The 19,854-nt window shown below is 41.3% G+C and carries 16 protein-coding genes and 2 pseudogenes; 4 read left to right on the top strand and 14 right to left on the bottom strand.

All coding sequences use genetic code 11. The features are described 5' to 3' along the window. Window positions 1-49: 49 nt before the first annotated feature. The 6 genes from PL9214_RS31635 to PL9214_RS26765 all read right to left on the bottom strand — a co-directional run bounded on the left by PL9214_RS31635 (window position 50) and on the right by PL9214_RS26765 (window position 9,185). Entirely contained in the window at window positions 50-2,248 is a 2,199-nt protein-coding gene (locus tag PL9214_RS31635; RefSeq protein WP_072722375.1) for a serine/threonine-protein kinase, read from the bottom strand. A gap of 172 nt (window positions 2,249-2,420) precedes the next feature. Continuing rightward, window positions 2,421-3,824 (bottom strand): vWA domain-containing protein, encoded by a 1,404-nt coding sequence (locus PL9214_RS26785; RefSeq protein WP_072722374.1) that lies wholly within the window; start codon window positions 3,822-3,824, stop codon window positions 2,421-2,423. 3 nt (window positions 3,825-3,827) lie between these two features. Beyond that, window positions 3,828-5,555, bottom strand: a complete 1,728-nt coding sequence (locus PL9214_RS26780; RefSeq protein WP_072722373.1) for a protein phosphatase 2C domain-containing protein — start codon at window positions 5,553-5,555, stop codon at window positions 3,828-3,830. A 35-nt stretch (window positions 5,556-5,590) separates the two neighbouring features. Continuing rightward, complete coding sequence (locus PL9214_RS26775; RefSeq protein WP_072722372.1) at window positions 5,591-6,154, bottom strand: FHA domain-containing protein; 564 nt, start codon at window positions 6,152-6,154, stop codon at window positions 5,591-5,593. Window positions 6,155-6,635: 481 nt separating this feature from the next. After that, window positions 6,636-8,546 carry a ThiF family adenylyltransferase gene (locus PL9214_RS26770; RefSeq protein ID WP_072722371.1) on the bottom strand — a complete coding sequence of 637 codons (1,911 nt, stop codon included), beginning with the start codon at window positions 8,544-8,546 and terminating at the stop codon, window positions 6,636-6,638. Between the two features lie 99 nt (window positions 8,547-8,645). Then, window positions 8,646-9,185 (bottom strand): hypothetical protein, encoded by a 540-nt coding sequence (locus PL9214_RS26765; RefSeq protein ID WP_072722370.1) that lies wholly within the window; start codon window positions 9,183-9,185, stop codon window positions 8,646-8,648. Between the two features lie 224 nt (window positions 9,186-9,409). Here PL9214_RS26765 and PL9214_RS33130 point away from each other — a divergent pair, with 224 nt between their 5' ends. Further along, complete coding sequence (locus tag PL9214_RS33130) at window positions 9,410-9,574, top strand: element excision factor XisH family protein (RefSeq protein WP_367400254.1); 165 nt, start codon at window positions 9,410-9,412, stop codon at window positions 9,572-9,574. 2 nt (window positions 9,575-9,576) lie between these two features. Here PL9214_RS33130 and PL9214_RS26755 read toward each other — a convergent pair. Next, window positions 9,577-10,510: pseudogene (locus PL9214_RS26755) on the bottom strand (transposase). An 82-nt stretch (window positions 10,511-10,592) separates the two neighbouring features. Here PL9214_RS26755 and PL9214_RS32835 point away from each other — a divergent pair. Together PL9214_RS32835 and PL9214_RS33125 are read left to right on the top strand one after the other, a co-directional pair. Next, window positions 10,593-10,739, top strand: a complete 147-nt coding sequence (locus tag PL9214_RS32835; RefSeq protein WP_186440475.1) for a helix-turn-helix domain-containing protein — start codon at window positions 10,593-10,595, stop codon at window positions 10,737-10,739. 118 nt (window positions 10,740-10,857) lie between these two features. Then, window positions 10,858-11,273 (top strand): annotated as a pseudogene (locus PL9214_RS33125) (transposase family protein). 261 nt (window positions 11,274-11,534) lie between these two features. On the opposite strand, the gene PL9214_RS32820 reads toward PL9214_RS33125, so the two are convergent. Together PL9214_RS32820 and PL9214_RS26730 are read right to left on the bottom strand one after the other, a co-directional pair. Continuing rightward, window positions 11,535-11,663 carry a hypothetical protein gene (locus PL9214_RS32820; protein ID WP_281250374.1) on the bottom strand — a complete coding sequence of 43 codons (129 nt, stop codon included), beginning with the start codon at window positions 11,661-11,663 and terminating at the stop codon, window positions 11,535-11,537. Between the two features lie 53 nt (window positions 11,664-11,716). Next, a complete protein-coding gene (locus PL9214_RS26730; protein ID WP_083580212.1) occupies window positions 11,717-12,322 on the bottom strand; it encodes a GNAT family N-acetyltransferase in 606 nt (201 codons plus the stop codon). Between the two features lie 312 nt (window positions 12,323-12,634). Between PL9214_RS26730 and PL9214_RS26725 the strand changes: the two genes are divergently transcribed. Beyond that, complete coding sequence (locus PL9214_RS26725; protein ID WP_072722367.1) at window positions 12,635-13,576, top strand: S8 family peptidase; 942 nt, start codon at window positions 12,635-12,637, stop codon at window positions 13,574-13,576. On the opposite strand, the gene PL9214_RS26720 is transcribed toward PL9214_RS26725, so the two are convergent. The 5 genes from PL9214_RS26720 to PL9214_RS26700 form a co-directional block, all read right to left on the bottom strand. After that, window positions 13,566-14,693, bottom strand: coding sequence for a CHAT domain-containing protein (locus PL9214_RS26720; RefSeq protein ID WP_186440474.1), 1,128 nt, complete (start codon window positions 14,691-14,693; stop codon window positions 13,566-13,568). The genes PL9214_RS26725 and PL9214_RS26720 overlap by 11 nt on opposite strands. A gap of 291 nt (window positions 14,694-14,984) precedes the next feature. Then, window positions 14,985-16,313, bottom strand: coding sequence for a DUF1822 family protein (locus PL9214_RS26715; protein ID WP_072722365.1), 1,329 nt, complete (start codon window positions 16,311-16,313; stop codon window positions 14,985-14,987). A gap of 25 nt (window positions 16,314-16,338) precedes the next feature. Continuing rightward, window positions 16,339-17,043: an RNA polymerase sigma factor gene (locus PL9214_RS26710; protein ID WP_072722364.1), complete on the bottom strand. Its 705-nt coding sequence runs from the start codon at window positions 17,041-17,043 to the stop codon at window positions 16,339-16,341. Window positions 17,044-17,223: 180 nt separating this feature from the next. Further along, window positions 17,224-18,522 carry a hypothetical protein gene (locus tag PL9214_RS26705; protein WP_072722363.1) on the bottom strand — a complete coding sequence of 433 codons (1,299 nt, stop codon included), beginning with the start codon at window positions 18,520-18,522 and terminating at the stop codon, window positions 17,224-17,226. Window positions 18,523-18,680: 158 nt separating this feature from the next. Beyond that, window positions 18,681-19,397 (bottom strand): hypothetical protein, encoded by a 717-nt coding sequence (locus PL9214_RS26700; RefSeq protein WP_072722362.1) that lies wholly within the window; start codon window positions 19,395-19,397, stop codon window positions 18,681-18,683. Window positions 19,398-19,854: the final 457 nt, after the last annotated feature.

The raw sequence follows: 19,854 nt of genomic DNA, 5'->3' as shown, positions 1-19,854 counted from the left end.
GCAATTAAATTATGCAGAATTACTCAAGATTTTATCGATAAGTTTAACCTCATTCCCAATTATTCCAAAGTTGATTAACCCCTCCTAATAGTGCAGCACCTATAACAAACATCCGTAAAGACCGGATTGTACCCATAGTTGTGTCATCAATGATATTCCCTTCTTTGTTGATCTGTATATATTGCACATCACCTGTCCCCCGATAGCTAACGGTGAATCCCTCTTCAGATTTTTTAAACCCAAGATATTCGGCAAATGGATGATACTGGCTAACTAGATTACGGAATAAGTTATCCAACTGTTCTAAGCTATTAGAAACATCATCAATCTCAGAAGAAAATAGGCTAAGAAACTCACCGACAGATTGAGGGCGATCACTGATTTTCATTGCCATCGCTTGCATGACTGCTTGTGCAACTTGTTGACTAACATTAGGATTTAGTTGCTCCGGCGATCGCAACTCTACTCCTACTGCTCTATCTGTCGCTGATACTGGCATTTCACCAGTAAGCAAATGATATAAAGTCGCTCCCAAAGCATAAATATCAGTGTAAGTTCCGCGTTTCGCCTGCTGTGCGTATTGCTCTAAAGGTGCATACCCAGGTGTCATAACTGTTGAATGCTTCTGCGTTTTTCCTGATATGTACTGTTTGGCTGCACCAAAATCGATTAAAACGATCCGCCTGTCTTCCGTTACGATTATGTTTTCTGGTTTAATATCTCGATGCAGAAAGTTAGCTTGATGAACAACTTCTAGAGCTTTGCAGATTTTCTGAATGCAACCAACGGCTTCAAGTTCACTCATTCTTTCGTTACCTTCCTCTAGTAAAGCTGCTAGATTCTTCCCACGTAGATACTCCATTACTAAATAGACAGTATTGTTTTCTTCAAAAGCATGAAATACCCGCACAATTCCAGGATGGCTAAATTGCCTTAAAGTTCTTCCTTCCTCTAAAAACCTCTGTTTAGCATCAAGGAAAGTAACTTGCGTCCAGGTACCTGCAAAAGTTAGTGTACTACCTTGCCGACGACAGTTTTGAGGGAAAAACTCTTTAATCGCAACTAGACTTTTTAACTGTGTATCGCTACCTAAGTAGGTGATACCAAAACCTCCCTGTCCTAACACCTTACCAACTGTATAGGCTCCTGCCAAAAGTTTTGAGCCAGGGGGCAGAGCATCAAGTGTTGTACTGTTCCTGGTTAAAGGACTACCGCAAGAGGCACAGGAAGTTGCGCTCGCTGAATTTTGAAAATGACAAACAGGACATGGAACATCTACTTTTTTATAGGATTCAGATGTTAAAGCTACAGAGGAGATACTGCTATCAGAAGCTTGAAATGTTTTACCTAATGTGCCAATAATTTGAGTGCGTAATTTTGAGAGATTTAACCCCAAGTTTTCTAACACCCTAGCCCCTACACCCTCACCTTCTTGAAGCAGTCCTAATAAGAGATGTTCCGTATCAATAGAGAAGCATTGTAGTTGTTGCGCTTCTTCTAACGATAACTTTAACACTCGTTTAGCTCGTGGGGTAAAAGGAATTTCTATTGCTACAAAGCCTGAACCTCGACCAATAATTTTTTCAACTTCAATGCGGACATTTTTTAACTTAATCCCCTTGTCTCTAAGAACTTTAGCTGCAATACCAGTCGCCTCAGCAATTAAACCCAATAGAATTTGTTCTGTGCCAACAAAGTTATGCCCCATACGGCGGGATTCTTCTTGGGCTAGCATAAAGGCTTTGATAGATTTTTCGGTAAAATGTTCAAATACTCTTCCTTCAGTGGGCTTATTAAAAGTATCAGGAGTTTCAGATCTATTTAAGATGAGGAGAACTTGCTTGCGAATCCTTGAAAAATTAACTTTCAAATTTTCCAGTACCCTAACCGCTACGCCTTCCTCTTCCCGAATTAATCCTAATAAAAGATGCTCTGTCCCAATATAATTGTGTCCTAATTGGCGAGACTCTTCCAAGGAAAATTCCAGAATTCTCTTAGCTCTAGGAGTAAAAGGAATCTCTGAAGTTACAAACCCTGACCCCCTACCAATAATTTTTTCTACTTCTAAGCGGGTATTTTTAAGATTTACACCCATAGATTTTAATGCTTTGGCAGCTATATCAGTTCCTTCTGCTACTAACCCCAATAGAATTTGTTCCGTACCAACAAAATTATGTCCCAAGCGACGAGCCTCTTCTTGGGCTAAGATGATAGCTTTAATAGCTTTTTCATTGAACCTCTCAAACATGATATACCCCAGAGCCGAGAGAGTTTTAATTTTTGCCTATGGTGTATTGAAGTATAGGGAGAATATAACCCTTTTGTGTGTTTATTAAAGAATCAAAGGCTGAGAGTTAGAGGGTATAGTAATTAAACTTCTACCCAGTACAAACTCTCATATTCCTGCCTCCTTATTATGCTTATGCGCCTGTCAATCGCCGAATTTCATCTTGCGAAGGCACACTCTCCATTTGTTTCGCCCCCTGAGTTTTAATAGTCTTTGTTCTACCCCCTGCACGAATTGTTTTAGCCGTATTAGGAGAAATTGTTCCGGTTTTATTCAATTCGTCCAAAGTGTTTTCCAGCATCTTAGTCACAGCAGAATTACCCAATCGTTTAGTCATGTTCACTGCTACTTGCAACGTCTGTCGCGCTCGATTAGGATCTTCTTTGGCACTTCGCACAGCATCCTGAACCATGCGATCTACGTTTTTTTGCTGTAGGTAGCCCTGCACTTCGGGATCTACTTCGGCGATGGCTCTCTCATCTGTGGTAAATTCCACAAATAAGTCTTGTGGTGGAAACTCTTCACGTCGTCCTAAGCCAGGTGCATCGCCTACTAATCCTAATTGGGCAATTCGGACTCGGCTTGGTGGTCGTCCTACTCCCGATACCGTGAATTCTAAAATAAAGACCGTGTAATCTCCCGCAATAATGTTGCCGAGCCGATGCTGCGAATCCGTTAGATTTACATCACTGAGACTGGGGTAAACCCGCGTGATGGTATCCAAAGTCACTCCTTTAACGGTAGAGACTGTAGCTTGCAGATTCGTCACCACTTCTCGTACTGAAGTCCCCACTTCTTCATTGAGAATCTGCCCCAGTTCCTCTATCTTTTGTAGGTGATAAGGTCGTCCTTGAGTAACTTGCGCTAACTCCAGCAATAGTTCTTCGTTATACTCATCACCCAGTCCGATCGCAATGATAGGTGTGTTAGCCTCAGTAAATTGGGGTGCGACTGCTCGACACTCTGACTCATCAAACGTTTGCCCATCAGTCAGCAACAACACTCGCTTGGCAACCTGTCCTGGAAGATCGCATAACTGCTGTTTAGCACAGTCCAATCCCTTACCCATGTGAGTTGCGCCTGAGTATTGCCGTAGAGAATCAATAGCTGTATGCGCTGCTTGCTTACTTGATAAGCGTGTCAGAGGTAAGATCGCCTTGGCATCATCGTCAAAATGAATGACTGTCACCTTGTCTTCGGGTAGGAGCCGGGAGTCGTCAATCAGAGCGTGTGCAGATGCGATCGCCTGTTCAAGTTTGCTAGGCAGAGATAAGTCAACAACTTCATACTTTCCGTCGCTAGTCGTTTGCTGTTGCCGTTGTAGCCCTCTCCTACTGATTTCATTCTCGGCTTTCTGCTGGTCAGCAAACAACTGCATTGAGCTACTGGTGTCCATCACTAAAGCTAAAACTAATGGGGGCCGTGCTTTAGCTACCTCGGTTTTTGGGATTAGCTTGAGCATCACGAAGAGTTTTTGCACCTCAGTCGCATTAGCTTTGAGGCTGGTACGGTGGGATTTAACAAGGACATTCAGCATGGTTCATCCTTCCTTTGGTACAGTAATTTCGTCAAGACGCAACAAAATAACGGTGGCGTTATCTGGCGCACCCCGCTGCAAAGCAATTTTCAGTAACTCATTAGCGGTAGATTTTAAGTCTGGTGTAAGATTGCATACTGCTTGGAGCATATCTGCTTCCAACACGGGTTCCCACAAGCCATCGCTGCACAGCAGCAATACATCTCCTGAGCGCAACTCCATGACCGTTTGATCCGTGGTTTGTTCGAGAGTATCGATATAGTAATCGGGTAGGGGCTGGCGATCGCCCAAGGAACGGGTGAGTTGGTTGCGATCTGGATGGCGACGCACTTCCTCCATCTGAATTTGATTTTGTAAGACTTGCGCTTGCGCTAGGGAATGATCACGGGTAAGCAGCCTAACTTCGTTTTGCCGGAGCAAGTAGAGACGACAGTCCCCCACATGAGCAATCGTTAAGCATCGATTTACTAAACAAGCACAAAGTAGCGTGCAACCTCCGCGTGCTTGGTGTTTTTCCATCGCTGCACAGACTCGTTGATTGGCCGTACTAACCCACTGTTTGACCTGTTCCGTTTGTTCGTCAGCAGTCATCTGACGAGCGGAAGCAAATGTTGTAGCAGCTTCTGCTAACACCGCTTTAACGGCTACCGCACTTGCAACCTCTCCTGCTGCCATACCTCCCATGCCATCAGCAATAGTTATGATCGCCCAAGCTTGATCCTCTATCTCAGATACCAGTTGCCCACTCAGATACCCATAGGTATCTTGATTAGTGGTGCGACTTGGTTCTAACCCAATAGAAGTTGTAGTGGCTAAGGAATAACTAACTTTTGGCTCGAGCTGGTTCTTCAAACGCAGTAAATCTTTATGCAAATGTTCCATCTGTGCGTAACGCGATTCTCGGCTACCGAGACAACGGGAAATAATCTGTCGTGCGCCAGCAATAGGTGGTAGGAAGCTGAACTCTAAGCCTGTTTCAGGAATTTTTTGCCCAGTCACTGCTTGGTAGAGCATTGCTCCCACTGCATAAATATCATCTCGTGCATCGACTGGCACTTCCATACTGAGTTCGGGTGGAGAGTAACCAGCGTGGGAGAAATTACGAGTTGGCATCTCGCCGATGCGAGTAGCGTAAGAGCAATCAAGGATTTTTATGGGTTGGATGAGTATGTGGCTGGGTCGCAGACCTAAGTTTACCCAACCGTTTGCGTGCAGGTGACTGAGGGCAAAAGTGACTTGAGCCAGTATGGAAAGAATTTCAGGCAGCTGTGGTTCTACACTTGCTAGAACGTCAGCGAGGGTAGAATCTAGGGGTAAAGATTCAGTAACAACAAAGGTTCTGTGATCACTTTCAAAGCAACCCATAAGCTGAGGAAACATGGCACAGTCCAAACCCCTTAAAACTTCTGCTTCGTGGTGCGATCGCGCTGCTGCTTCTGTTTCACTCAACGTTTCCCGTAGCAAAACAGTTTGCTCGTCTTGATTAACAGCTTCGTAAAGGTTCACTTGGGACTCGGTACGCTGTAACATAACAATACGAAATGACTGCTCACAAGGTGCTGTTACCACAGCATCAGCGACTAAAGGTTTTGGCAGAGGCGACATTGAGAGAGGTTCAATCAGTTCTTCTAACTCTGTTGGTATGCCTTGTGCCGAGTCAGAAGTCCGTTCAGCTTGATCATCTAGCACTAAGGGCAATTCTTGTTCGTTCGAGAAAACTAAATTACACACAGGACATCTCCAGTCAGCAAAACAGTTTTAATTAGCTATCCAACACGAAACTCAAATTGGACATTCCCTAGTGCAATCTCGTCTCCATCATGAATTACCTGTTCATCAATGACGCGCTGAAACTTGGATTGCCCACTTGCACGGAAAAACGTGCCGTTTTTAGCACTCAAATCTTTAATAAAGTATTCTCCTGACCCGTCCTGTCGAATTTCGGCATGGTGGCGCGAAATATATTCAGCTTCAGATTCCGGTAGGCAGCCTAAATCTATATCAACAGGGCCACTATCAGGGTCGAAACGGCCAATAATTACTCTTTCTCCTTCAATTGAAAACATTTGTGTAGTTTTAGTCCCACCACGTTTTAGAATGATGTTCGCACTTGTTATAGGAATCTTGTCGTTAGGAGAGAATTCAAGTGGCTCAGGTATAATAGAAGTTGTTTCCACGGTTGATAATTCAACGAGGGCAGGGATAGGAACCGGAGAAACTGGAGGTGGTGCATCGATTATAAGTGGCTGGGGTTTTAGCTCATAACCACAATTGAGACACATTTCTTCTTCTGTTGTAATATCTGAACTGCATACAGGACACTTAAGCATATTGGGATTGCCTCCTGATCAAGCTAAGGTAAGTTATTGAGAGGGAGCGTTTGAACCTTGTTTCAATCTTATTGCACTATCGAAAAATCCTTTCGGATTTATGCAATGCAACATAAATTTCAGATTTCAGCAGTATAGAATGAGCATCGTTTATGTTTCTATTTGAAGCGTACCCATGATTTTTACGTTGACCTCCCACTTTTGTAATAAAATTTAATCTTTTAAGAGGAATCGAGAAAATTCTAGAGAACTATAGAGGTATAAGTAGTCGGTCAAAAGTTAAGTTAACTGTGGCGATTAGACACTCTTAGAATGGGCAATGGGCAATCGTAGGAGATTAAGTCATTTTTACAGTTCTTTACTGATCTCGGTTTATTGATGTCCGACTACTTACACTCACATGAAGTGATGCTTGTAATGTCAAACCTCAGAGGAAGGAAAATTTCCTCTGAGTTCGAGCAATTGACCGTTTCAACTATTATTAAGAGAGAGAGCGACTTAAAGCAGCGCGAATATCACCTGCCTGTAACTCCTGCAATGGTATTGTGCGCGGATCAACCCGATGATGAACACCACCGCACACCGGACACTCTTCCCGATGCTGCGCGGTCAACCACACACTTTGATAAGCATACTGTCCCGCCGTATCCCCAAAAATCGCAGGATAAAACCAGTAATTTGGAACCATTGAAAGCGTCAGATAATTAAACCCCGCCTCAATTGCTGGATTCAAAAATCCCTTCAGCTTCACCTGTGCATCCTCTGGCAGCAACAACGACAGCGCCATCTTCACCGCAACGCTGGTAACGTGGTGGATATCCGCTACTAGCGCCACTTCACCCATCACTCGACCATTGCTTCCATAATCTCCATCCGCACTTACCCGTCCTAAATCTAATTCAGCTTGATGGCGGTTAGCAGTAGCACACAGGTAGCAGGGAGTCCGCTTGGGAATTGTAAAAATGACTTCTCCACCTTCTGCACCCTTATATAATCCTACAAACAACGCAGGTTTACCGTGAAAATAAGCAAAACGGTTGAGAATGCGCTGGGCTGCTTGGTCATCGGTTGTCGCCACAATTAAATCTGCTTCCCGTACCAAAGCATCAAACTCTGCTACCTCATACGCTGATAAGCTCTTTTCCTCTAAGGTCAACTCCACCAACGGGTTAATATTGAGCAACCGTCGCCCCAACGCCTTCACCTTCGGCTGTCCAATATCCGAGATCTCATAATTCGTGCGACACAAATTTGCTGTTTCCACCTTTTCAGGGTCAATTAGTATTGACTTTCCCACCCCACTGCGAACCAACTGTTCAGCCAAGTATGAACCCACCGAACCTGTTCCCGCAATCAATACCCGCTTCTCACTAATATGTTGGCTGAGGAGTCCTGTACTCCGCGCAAACAAACCTTGTTGCAGTTCTATCGCAGCTTGTTTTGGATCAATCTCTGAATAGTAACCACTCCAGCCAGCTAAAGCGGCGATTTTGGCGTCGGTGGTCAGACCTGACTTTCCCAAGGGTCGGAAGACTTTTTGGTAGGGGCCATGACCTGTGATCAGGCTAGTTATAGCCTTGACCAACCGTTCTTCTGGAGGTGTAACTAATGACCAAGGCAGTTCTACCTGTTCAGTGTCTCCCCCCATCGGTGTTACCCACAAGATAGGCGGTGTCACAGGGTAAGACTGACTAAGGAGGAAAAGCAATTCTAAGCCACCATTGAGGATGACACGACCAACGGGGATGGAGATTCCCTCAATTTCAGTGATAAAGATTTCAGGTGGTACATTGCTGCCGAAGTGCTGACAAATCCGCTCTAGGTGAGGTTGTAATAATATCTTTTTGGATGATGATGGCAGTGCTACTGGTGCTAGGTTTTGCTCAATTTGGGCTAACTCGATAGCGCTGATTTCTTGAACAGCTATCGGTTCGACTCGAATGCTACCGCCTTGTTGTCGGTAAGCACTGAAGAAGGAGATTTTTGCATCTCGTCCTACCCTTAATTCATGTTCTCGTAGATGTTGATGAGATTGTAGGGTAGTAACTATCGGTGCTAAGTAAAAAGCCATGTGGGGATTGAGTTCAAGACCTACCTTTAACTCGTACTCATCTTGTCCTGATGGCCGATCCATCCCATTGGGATGAGAGTGAATAATTCCTTTCAATTCCAGATTTTCTGAGAGTTCGACCTGCTTAACCTGTTGATTTAGAGTTCGAGAAGGGCGGTAACTTGTATAGCTAGTAATGGCTTCCCCGTCAAAAAGAAAGCGCGTTACAATCGGTTTTCCAATTGGCCCTAGTAATGCTCCCCCACGTTCAGGAGGATAGATAGCAATATCCTGTTCAATTTCACGAATGACTTGTTGGGAAATATACAGTAAGTTTGACATGGTTTGATGAGTTACTTTCAGTTAAAGAGGTAAGTCCAGAACTGGATTTCTGCTTGTTCAAGAAATCCAGCTTTTTAGAACATGAGGTGCTACAAATTCTTAAAGGTTGTTGGTAGAAAAAGGGAACTGACCCGTGCGGGCGAAAACGCTGAAGCCTGTCGCCCAAACTACAGATTTGGCGTAGGCTTGTTCTAATGTAGGAAGTCCGCCAGTATCACCAAAGCAAATGCGACCATCATTGAACAGATGTACATCGTGAGGGTTACAAAGACCAACGAGATCAGGTGCAACAACTAAGACTTGGTATAAGCTGCCATCGTTGTAAGCGAATAGCATATAAGGATCGCCTAACTCACTAACGATACGGTAGCCCCAACCTGTTACTCCACCGATGGAGAGTTCTTGAGTATTAGAGGGCAACTTATGAGCAACAATTTGGCGATCACGTTCTAGCAGCGTTGCAGCCCAAATTCCTTGCTGCACTTCAGAAGTTATACGTCCCTCTGTATCCCCAAGGATAATTTTTCCGTCACGATCAACAGAAATTTTTCTGGCTGTGCTAGTGGGGAGAATTTCTCCGCGTCTTTGGTTATCTAGCATCGTGCGTCGGAGTTCGTTAAGATCGACTTGGCGTGTCATTTAGTAACCTCTTGATTGCTTTCTAATGTTTAGTCGTGGGGTTGTTTGAGTTTTATGCAGAGGTAGCGTGGGAATTTTTCTTTTTTTGTGGCTACCTGGTGTTTTTGCCCCTTATTTCTGTATCGTTGGGGAGGAGGATGTTTATGCAAGTGGGGAGAAGTTTTGGCAGTGCGATCGCAGTTCGCTAGAAGGGTAAGGTTACTATAATATGTCAGCTTAGGATTTTGTATTTGGCAATAAACCAAGATGTATATAATGACTTTTTTACCAATCGATTTATTCAAGAATTAATTGCTGAACATCAACTTAAGTTACTTATTTTTGATGCTGTTCAAGAGGAGATATCCCTCTTCTGTCAGTCTCCGAAATCAACAAGTCATAAAAAGTAGAGTTATCCATTCGGAAAATAAGATTGAAATTGATTAATATTCTGAATTAATTTATGAAAACCACGCAATAAATAACGGTCAGGAAAAATATCTAGCCACGGGACAATCAACCACAATATAATAGTAGGCTGAATTATTAAACGCAGATTATTTAAAACATTTTTCCATCCCTCTTTATGATTCCATTGTCGGTGATTCGAGCAATCTGCGGTGTTTTTTTGCTCTCAGATTCTCGGGGAATACCTTGACTTAAAGACCGGAAAACTTCGGAGTTGAAACTAATCATTAAATACACACAGAAAATGATTTCCCACCATTTTTCTATATCTGGAAAATCCGTCAACCGATAATCAGTCCAACCCAGTTCTTGTTTACATTGTCGAAATCCATATTCCACCCATGTTCTTAACCCGTATAAATTACCTAATGTCTTTTTAAGCTGGCTTCTGTTCTCTGTTAAATTTGTCATCACAAACGAAGTTGAGGCTTCTGGCATCGTTTCTGGATCTGTGGTAATTTCCCAATAGGTTCTCGGACTTCTTTTCCCAAATATGATTTCTCTAATATATCTAGTTTCTGATTCTTCATTGCTAAAAATTCTCTCAAATTTACACCATTTGTTTGTCCTAACTGTCTGATGGCTTGACATCCAGACTCCATGATTACTTCTTATTGACAGCACCCAAGGTAATCCAAATTTATCTAATGTACTGATAGGAGTGATTGTGGCGATCTAATTCCTACTATTTTAGCAATTTCAGGTAAAGATTTTCTCGGAATTGGTGAGATGATTCCTAGATGTAAGTATTTAAAACATTCGTAACTTATAACTTCTGGGAATAGGTCTTTATAACCTTGGCAATATTCATCAATCACGGAAACTGTTGGTTGTGCATCTCGGGCTAAATGTTTGAGCATCTGTAATTCTACATCCATTACCCTATCTCCCTTCTAGCTACCCATCTGGTTTATTTTCTAATTTTACTCCTCGGAGACTGACAGAAGAGGGATAGTAGCCTTGGAAAAGGAGCGAGAATACAGAACGTATTTTCATATTGGGACAAATTGGGGAGTGTCAGAATCAACGATTTGTCGAATTGTCGCTGACATTGAATCAACTTTAATGAAAACAGGAAAGTTTAGGATTTCGGGAAAAAAGCATTAATTCGAGATTCTAGTTACCCCGAAATCGTAGTAATGGATGTCACAGAAACGGCTATTGAAAGACCGAAAAAAAACAGAAAAAATGTTACTCAGGGAAGAAAAAACATCACACCCTCAAAATTCAGTTAGTAATTGATCAAAAAACTAAACAGATTATTTGTACAAATTTTGGACAAGGACATTGCCACGACTTCAGTTTATTCAAAAAAAGCAAAATTCATTTTCATCCCCAAACTGATAGCTTACAAGATAGTGGCTATCAAGGAATTAAGGATTATCACGCTCAACAGCTATGTCCCCAAAAAGAAACCCAAAAATGGCAATATGCACGGATTTAGAAAAAGACTATAATCTAGCTTTATCTCATGAACGAATTGTGATTGAACACGTTAATCGGAGCCTCAAAATTTTCAGAATCTTATCGAGTCGTTATCGGAATCGTCGTCGCCGTTATGGTCTTCGTTGTAATTTGTTGTCAGCTATTTATAATTATGAGTTGACATTAGGGTCTAAAAGTGAAAATTTGTCATCATAGCATAGATTTTTTTTGCAAGAGGTCTAATCTTCAGCTTTTTCATTGACATCAGCAACAGAATACGATGTCCTTTGTTGTGTAGGTGGCTTTTTTCCCAGCGATGGCCGTTCTACTTTAGGAGGGTTGAGAAAGTTGCGATACTCCGACTGCCAAATCGTATACAGGCAGTCGATTTCGGGATTTGGGGGTAAGTTGCCATCAAGGGAAGTGTGGAAATTGGCGCCGTCTTCCCCAATATACAACGTTACCGGAAACCCTTGCTCAAAGCTGCCTGACCCGATTTTGATAACGACTAGCTTCCCCATAGCCATAGCCTTGTAAAGTTAATGTGTGAGCGGGGCGATCGCAATTCTTTGACTCACTTAAATAAGCAAAATTTTGCGCTTTCACTTGTAATTATTATGTTAGCATCAGAGCGCAACAGGCAATAGGATTGCTGTAAACTAATGTAACATTTGCTGGGTTAAATATTGCGATCGCTCAATAACATAATAAGCTAAAGTCCCCTGTAAATAGTGAAATTGCTTTGTTAGTAACCGCATCTTCAATTTCTCTGATAGAATTTTCCGAGAAGCCGAATTTTCCACCATCGCAAAGGCAGCAATTGTTTCAAAATTTAGGATATTAAAGCCATAGTCTAAGTTAGCTAAAGCTAACTCTGTTCCCAAACCTTGACCCCAGTAGGGTTTGTCTAAAATATAACCGAATTGGGGATAGGGAGAGCGTTCATTAAAATAGAGTCCACTACGACCAATCAACACATCCAATTCTTTGTGAATAATCGCAAAATGACCAAAATTATATTGTTGCCAGTGGTCAAGATAACTTTTTAGTTCTGCCTCTGTTTCTGCTAAATTTATTTTCGTTTTATTGACAACAAAACGCATGACTTCGGGATTCCTATACACTCGATGAAGATCTATCAAATCTTCGTCAATAAAAGGTCGGAGAAATAGCCGTTCTGTTTCCCAAGTGTTAGGCTGGTATTGATGTAAAGGTAAAGTGGCGATCGCTCCAGTGAATTCCTGATTTATAGGGTTAGTTTCCATAGCTTTTGTACCTGGTTAACTAACTTTTAATCGCGAAGATTAGCAATGGTTATGCAGTTAAACAAGATTAGGTCAAATCATTATAGTATGGTATACTTTGATGCTATTTGTTATCTTATTGATGCTAATTGTCTGTGCTGTTTGACTTATAGTTGACTCTTCCACCAAAGGTAATTTATCCCAATTTATCTTTTAACTTATCTTTGCACTACTTAATGCGGAGGAACCAAACACATTGTAGAATTTTTAAAAGATTTACGCTCGTCTCAGCTTAACGACGAGCGGTTGAGCATTGATAGGGAGGAAGTAGATTTGGGCAACAGACAAATCAATTGGCCCGAAGAGAGTGGAGTTGAGTTAGCGCACTCATCAGGAATTCGTGGTTCTGGTGTCCTTGTGGGAGTATTAGACACGGGTATAGATGCTGACCACCAAGAGTTTTGCGATCAAACAGTAAATTACCGTTATGTTCCCTTAAGTTCTTTCGGAGGACGCGATGTGCGCGGTTTCGATACGGAAGGTCACGGGACTCATGTATGCGGTATTATCGCGGGAAAAGATATCGGGATAGCGCCTGAAGCGAAATTGTATGTTGCTTCTATAATTGAAAGCGAAACTTATGAGACGACTTTACGCAGGATAATTTCAGGTTTGGACTGGTTTCTGGAGAAATTGAGCGAGTTGGAAAATTCAGAACAGACAGCGGTATTAAATATGTCTTTGGGTTTTCCCTCAACCTTAATACACTCTTCAAGATATAGACCATACCTTGACAGAATGCGAAACGTCTTACTAAACTGTGTAGAAAAGCGTGATGTACTACCTATAGTTGCAATTGGTAATGATGGTAAAGGTGAGTATTGTTATCCTGGAGCTTTTAAAGAATGCTTTAGTGTAGGTGCAGTAGATTTACAAGGAAAGATTGCCAACTTCTCTGGCAGTGGTATCTCTGAAGGCACTATTAAACCCGATATAGTTGGTTATGGAGTAGATATCCACTCAAGTTTAGAAAGAAAATGTGAAGGTCAATCAATCTATGAAAAAATGAGTGGTACAAGTATGGCGACTCCCTATGTAACAGGAATTGCAGCGCTTTACTTATGTGACAAACCTCAATTGAAAGCAAAAGAATTGAAAGCAAAACTGATAGAAACTGCTTTCCCATTATCAACCCAACCTCCTGAGCGTGTTGGTGTGGGATTGGCTCGATTTGTTCCTCAGTTAACAGATCGAGCCAATTGTCCTAAAGAATAAGCTCTGTGTTTTCCCCATCAGGTAAAACAAAATCTACTCCTGGGTAAGATTCAATCAGACGAGCAACCTTGTGAGTACATTTAAGCATGATGACAGGAAAAGTTGTTGGAGGTGCGATCGCTTTTACTTCAGACATCGCTCCTTTTTTTCGCAACCAATTCTCCAACCCTCTTTGAAATTCAGTAGTTCTTTCTTTTCCAGCTTGATACAATGCACGTCTTCCCATAGTTTCCGGTAAATCTTCCTGGGTATCTGTTAGCATCACTACCCAATTAAACATTTTTGATTCCACCCCAATTCCCGGTAAATCTTGCCAAGTGAAAGGCGATAATGATGGATTTTGAAACAAGACCGGCAACCCACTAGCGCCAGGGAAATCTGCTTCTATACTTTGCAATTTCTTTCTAGCTTCTCGCACCGCTAAATGCAAAGGATGCCCCTGCGAAAAAGCTGACAAGAAATATTTTAAGAAAACTTGAGCGACAATATCTGGTACTGGTTCACGCATGGCGATTACATAAGGAATGTGTAATTCAGCCAACTCCTTAGCTATTTTCAATCCATCACAAGAATTAAAAATTGCTAATTTTAACCCTGATGATACAGCTTTTTGGAGACTATGCTTTAACTGAGATATTGTCCTACTTTCTTCCGGGTTAATAAAAATTTTCCCCTGCTGATTGGAGGTTTCTGTCACGCTATGACCTGCGAAAAAGAGAATATCCCAGCCACGATAATCCCAAAGTTGCTTAGAAAATTCTTCAGAAGTTGGTTCTACTAACATTACTATTTCTATATCGGGTAATTTTTCCAGTGCTATGCGATCTTCTTCCAAATCAATTCCTTTACTATCACCCAAAATCGCCAGAAGCCGTCCTTGAGTTCTGGAACTAAACAGGTTTGTACTTGGGCGATCAAACTGAGGAGCGCTAAAAGCTATTTCTACTTTTGGGTATCTCTCAAAAAATTCCCATAAATGCCAAGGTAAGCGTTGTAGTTTTTCCTCTTCAGTTTCTATTATAAATAATGCTTCTTCTGAAGGATTTATTTTAAATAACTTATTTCTAATAGAAAGAAAAGTTTCTGCTCTTAACCATTGATTAAACCGAGCCGCCAAAGTGTTTACCACATCTTCTAGGTCAGATTCTGATAAATGTTGAGTAACGTTCGTTTTAGGCATCAAACGAAACCGTGTTTCAATCATGTTACATTCTGATTGCCATTGGGTATAAAGTCGCGGGATTTCAGGTGCAGCAGGTAAACTTCCTCTCAATTGTGTTGTTAAGACACCCCCCTCATCCAAAATTTGGAAAGTAACACTTTGAAATCCTTGCTCGAAATCACCGTTACCAATGCCTAAAACGATTAATTTGCTCATAGCAAACCTTTCTAGTAAACCCGTTGTAAACTAAATAACAAAACTATAAGTTGCACTGTCATTTCCAAGTGCTATTTTGATACTGAATCTCTCTCCTGCTTCACCCCGGAATTCTAATTGAATCCAATTATCAGCACTGCGAGCAGTAGCTTCTAGAAAAATATCTCCTGTTTCATCCAATACAGTCAATTGCACGCCTGCTGGTAAATAGGTATTATCTTCGCCTAATGGATATAGCCTTAGAAGAATATCTCTCGTTTGGCTGCTCTCTAATTGACAGCTAAAAAGCAAAGCCATACGCTGTTCTAGCAATGCTATCTCTTCAACTCTAGACGCACTGATTGAGGGTTCTTCCGTTACACTGCTCCGAGAACGAGGAGCGCTAGCATATCTGAATATTTGATTGCCCTCTAGAGTATTGATAAAATCTTCTAGCTTTCGCCAACCATCCTCAAAAATAGCATCAATATTTTCTAACCATCGGCTTAAATTTATAATTCCTGGCTGTGTTGCAATCGTGGTTGTTTTAGCTTTAATGCCAATAGTTGCTTCTGTTTGAAACGATTCTTCTGCTTCTTCATTCCCCCAAATTTCATCTAATTTTTCAAACAACCGTTCAGCTAAATCTTGAAACTCTTCTAACTCTCCTAAATTAAATCCTTCTCTATCTACAAATGCAGCAACTCCCTGAGAAACCTGTTGTGGAGTTGTAAAACTTGCTAAAAAGTCACCCCCAGCATATCGCCGTTCATATTTATCGCAAGTGCGATAGATTCGCTCTAGTTGAGCAGCAATTTCAGAAATCGATCGCTCTGCTAATTTTTCTCTAACTTTTCTTGCTACCTCTTCATTACTCTCCAATAAATCTTTTGCTGATTCCAGGCGATCAAGGTAATCAATTAAAGTTTCTATCGGCTGAAGATTAGCAATTTTTATTTCTTCCAGTGGTGCCTGCGGATCTATTGTGGGGTAAAATCCCAACAATTCTACCTCGTTTAATTGTTCCTGAAATTGAACTCCAACATAAGCAATTCTATCCTCAGATACTTCTGGAGGTAAAGAAATAACTGTTTCTCCAGGTAAAACCGGACGACATTCGAGTTTACCTAAATTCGGAATTACTAAATCTGCTACGTTGTGGAAAGAGCGGATCAGTGAATTCCAACTGTCTCCTGCATTCAAATCAGTTTGAATTTTCAGCCATTCTAAAAAATCATAAACAGCATAGACAGCTAAGGTGTTCAGATAGACTTGTTTCACTTTCTGACTATTTGCTTGTTTAGATGCAAACTTTTGGGCATCTTCATGTGCTTTTTTTGTTAGCTGAATGGTTACATAAAAGTTGTCTATATTTTTCATTTTTTCTCCTTAAGTTTTATAGGTTTTATTCTATATTGGGTAACATTGGCTTACATTTTCTATGCCAGTGAGAAGTTACTGTTCCCAAACTAATTTGCAACTCTTCAGCAATATCCCTCCATTGTTGAGGCGGTTTTTTTAATACCCTTCTTTTGAATAATTCATAACAATTTGCTTTGGAATATCCATCTGGATAGCAGTTTGATAAATTTTTATCTAGCAAACGAACCATTAATGCTAACTGTTCTTGATTTTTTAGGAAATCCTCTTCAGCAATCATTTTATCTAAACCACTAAGACGTGGAGTATCGTTGGGATTCAGAGTTTCACTGCTATCTATCGTTTTCTCAAGTGTTGAACCATCTTCTCCTATAGGAGTGTTTATGCTAATAATAATTTGTCGATTTGCACGCCTGCTTACATCATGGCAATCCCGTTTGAGAATCATCACTACCCAGTTTATAAAGTGTTTCCGAACATTAGCAGCCTCAGAAGCATTTTGACAGTTGACAGTTTCTAAATTTAAACGATACATTTTAGGAAATCGTTTAATGTTGCGCTCAACGTCCCTTTCTGTCATTGGCACAGCTTCATCATAATAAGGTAGCCAACCTTTACCGAGATATGCCTTGATAACTGGTAATTGGTCGATCATTAATGCTAATGCCTTTGCCTTGTTAGGATCGTGCAAGGCTTCTCGAATTAATTGGCATAACGACGCATCATCCATAAGGGCGTGAATTAAAGCAGCAACAGGGATGCTCTCGATTATACCCAGAAAGCACCCCCCACCTCATCCAATGCCGATTTTCTTAACTAAGAAGTTTTACCAGGGCTAGAAACGGGGTTTTTGGTGCTCAACTTCCCCACAAAACCAGAATTTTGCTCGAAAAGCCCGGTTTCTTGAACTTCAGACAGCATTGCCTAAATCGTCCGCAAAATCCTGATTTTCTTGCCTCCAGTTACTATCTGCCTCGTTAAACCGCTTTTGGGCAGCAACAATATCCTCTTCAGATTGCTGAATCAAAGTAGTATAACGGTGAGCGATCATTTTCACATCTTGTGAGACAATTTCCTCTAATTCAGCTTTTTTCTGTTGTACCCACTGTACCCGCAGTCGTTCTACTCTTTGCTGACGTTCTTTAATTTCTTCTGGTGCGCCAGTCATATCAATTTCTGGTAGTGGAAATTGATTGGGAAGATCCGCTAATTCAGCACGGTGTTGAAACCAACGTTGTTCGACAGCATGATCACGTTCTTGTTCCAACTGTTGCTTGCGTTTTTGTGCTGCTTGAATATCAAAATCAGCCTCCGCCATTGTTATATTCTTTAACCGTCGGCTAGTATCACCTTGTGCCACATATTTAACTAACCAATCTAGCCGCGTTTCTTGCGTTTCCTTTTCTGCCAATAATTCTATTTTTTCTGCTTCTGATAGGGTTTCTGGCGGAAACACATAAGGCAGATACTTGTTGATTAAATCAGCATAATGTTCTGGGAGTTCAAAATGATCGCTTTGAAAGGCGGCTGCTATCCAAATTAAGGTCACAGGAAGACTTGCTGCGATCGTTTCAATCAAAATTCCCCCAGGTAATCCCAACTGCAATACAATCCAAAGCGCAGTAGCAAATTCCCCAGCACTCAATAATCCCGCCAAAATACCGTCAACAGCTAACTGTTTTTGGAGGTTTTTTCCCTCAACTTGTTGTACCAAACCCATTTGGGTTGAGTAAAATAACGTACCCAACTCATTAACGGGTGGATGAGATTCTTGCTGACGCTTTATCGCTAGTAATTCTTGCTGAGTGCTATGGGCAATCCGCATTTTAGTAATTACTTTGGTAGTGCGATCGTCTACCAAATAACTAGCCATTGCCCCACCTACCATCGCCGCAGGTAAAGCCGCAGCACCCAAACGAGATGTCAGAACTTGTGTACCTGCACTAAACGTCATTGCACCAACTACAGCTACAAAAATTTTAGTTGCTTGTTTGGTAGAGGATTTGTGCTGGCGATTGGCAACAGAAGCCATATCTTCAATGCGAGATTCAGCTTGTCGAGATTCGGCAGACTTTCCCACTCGTCCGCTGATGTCGGCTTTTAATTGTTTGGGTAAACGGTTAATTACTTCTTGGGGAAGATGTCGCCAACTATCGGCAATTTGCCAGATATGAAGCTGATACTGGTGGTTGGATTGAGAGGTATTCATTGAGGTAACACTCCTTTGAGCGAGTTTGATTGCTTGTACTATTTAATCGATAATCCCTGAAAATTTATGCAAGCTTTTTGACTTTGAAGGTGGATTTAACCGCAGATCAACGCAGATGTAGATAGAGATAGTGAATGGAATAGATAGAATTATGAGGCTTACTTATTCCCTAAATTTCGTCCAGTTTCAAATCCCCAATTCACACAATCAGAGATATTCTTAAAAGAACAAACCTGAATATCTCCTTCAGAACTTAGCTGATTATCTAGCTGATTTTGTAATTCCTCATCTTCAACCATGAAAGCAACTGCACCTTTGTTAGCAGTAATGCTATATACGAGTTCTTTAACGCGGTTCAAATCTAGTTTAGGCTGATTTTGACCAGGTTCGGCATCCTGAATTGTGATAGTCACTACGACCGGATTAAGATTTTGGCGACTCCGTTGTTTTTGCACTACACCTTGGATGCGTTCTAATAATAAAACTAGAGAAGTTCCAAGCTGTTCACTCTTAATCGGTCGCTGCGTATCTTTGCACTGACCAACTAAAGATAAACTATTACCAATAGAGATATTTTTTGTTGTTACAGGACGATCAGCAAAGGGGATTGTAATTGCTACATCACCAGGTTTATAATGGTGAACACTGGCTTGACAATGTTGCTGTCTTTGCTCTCCATATTTTTCAGCCGAATCGGAACTATCATCAGCACGAATATGGATGACTCGTTGGGTCGTATATTCAATCCAGAGGGTTATGCCAATAATGCTAATTCCGGCTAAAATTGCACCTAAGATTAAGGGAGATTTCCACCAAAGGAGATTCGGGGTTAGGACAGAGGGTTGATAGTGACGACGGGAATAGGTACGACTCATAACAGTTTTTCTATTGGGTACATTGCTGTATCGTAGAAATCTGTTTGAGTTATGCAAACGTAATCCCTCTTTTCTGACTAAGGGGAATTTGAACGAAGTTACGCCCTTTCAGCCGACGAAAAATCAGGCTTTTCCCTCAAAGTGATCAAAGAGGGATAAGTTTGGTTTTGGGATTTTTGATTTGGTTAAGATCCATTGGGAATTTGACTTAATCTGTCTTCTTCTTAATGAAAGAAATTAACGGGGGCTGCTATCAGATATAAGTGTTTTTAGATATGGTTTTAAAAAGGGTATCATAATTTTAAATAGATTGAAAGGATGTAGATTGGCTTCCAGGGGTTTGAGACCGACTGGGGTTGAAAATTTGAATCGAAACCAAGAACAGAAAAGCGAATAAAATCATAATCAAAACTCCCAGAGAATCGAAAGATTCAGCATCTCGAAATCGCCGTTGACA

The organism is Planktothrix tepida PCC 9214 (genome assembly GCF_900009145.1).
In the GTDB taxonomy this organism is placed as follows: domain Bacteria; phylum Cyanobacteriota; class Cyanobacteriia; order Cyanobacteriales; family Microcoleaceae; genus Planktothrix; species Planktothrix tepida.
The sequence above is the reverse complement of the archived record's forward strand: the minus strand, read 5'-3'. Positions and strand labels throughout refer to the sequence as shown.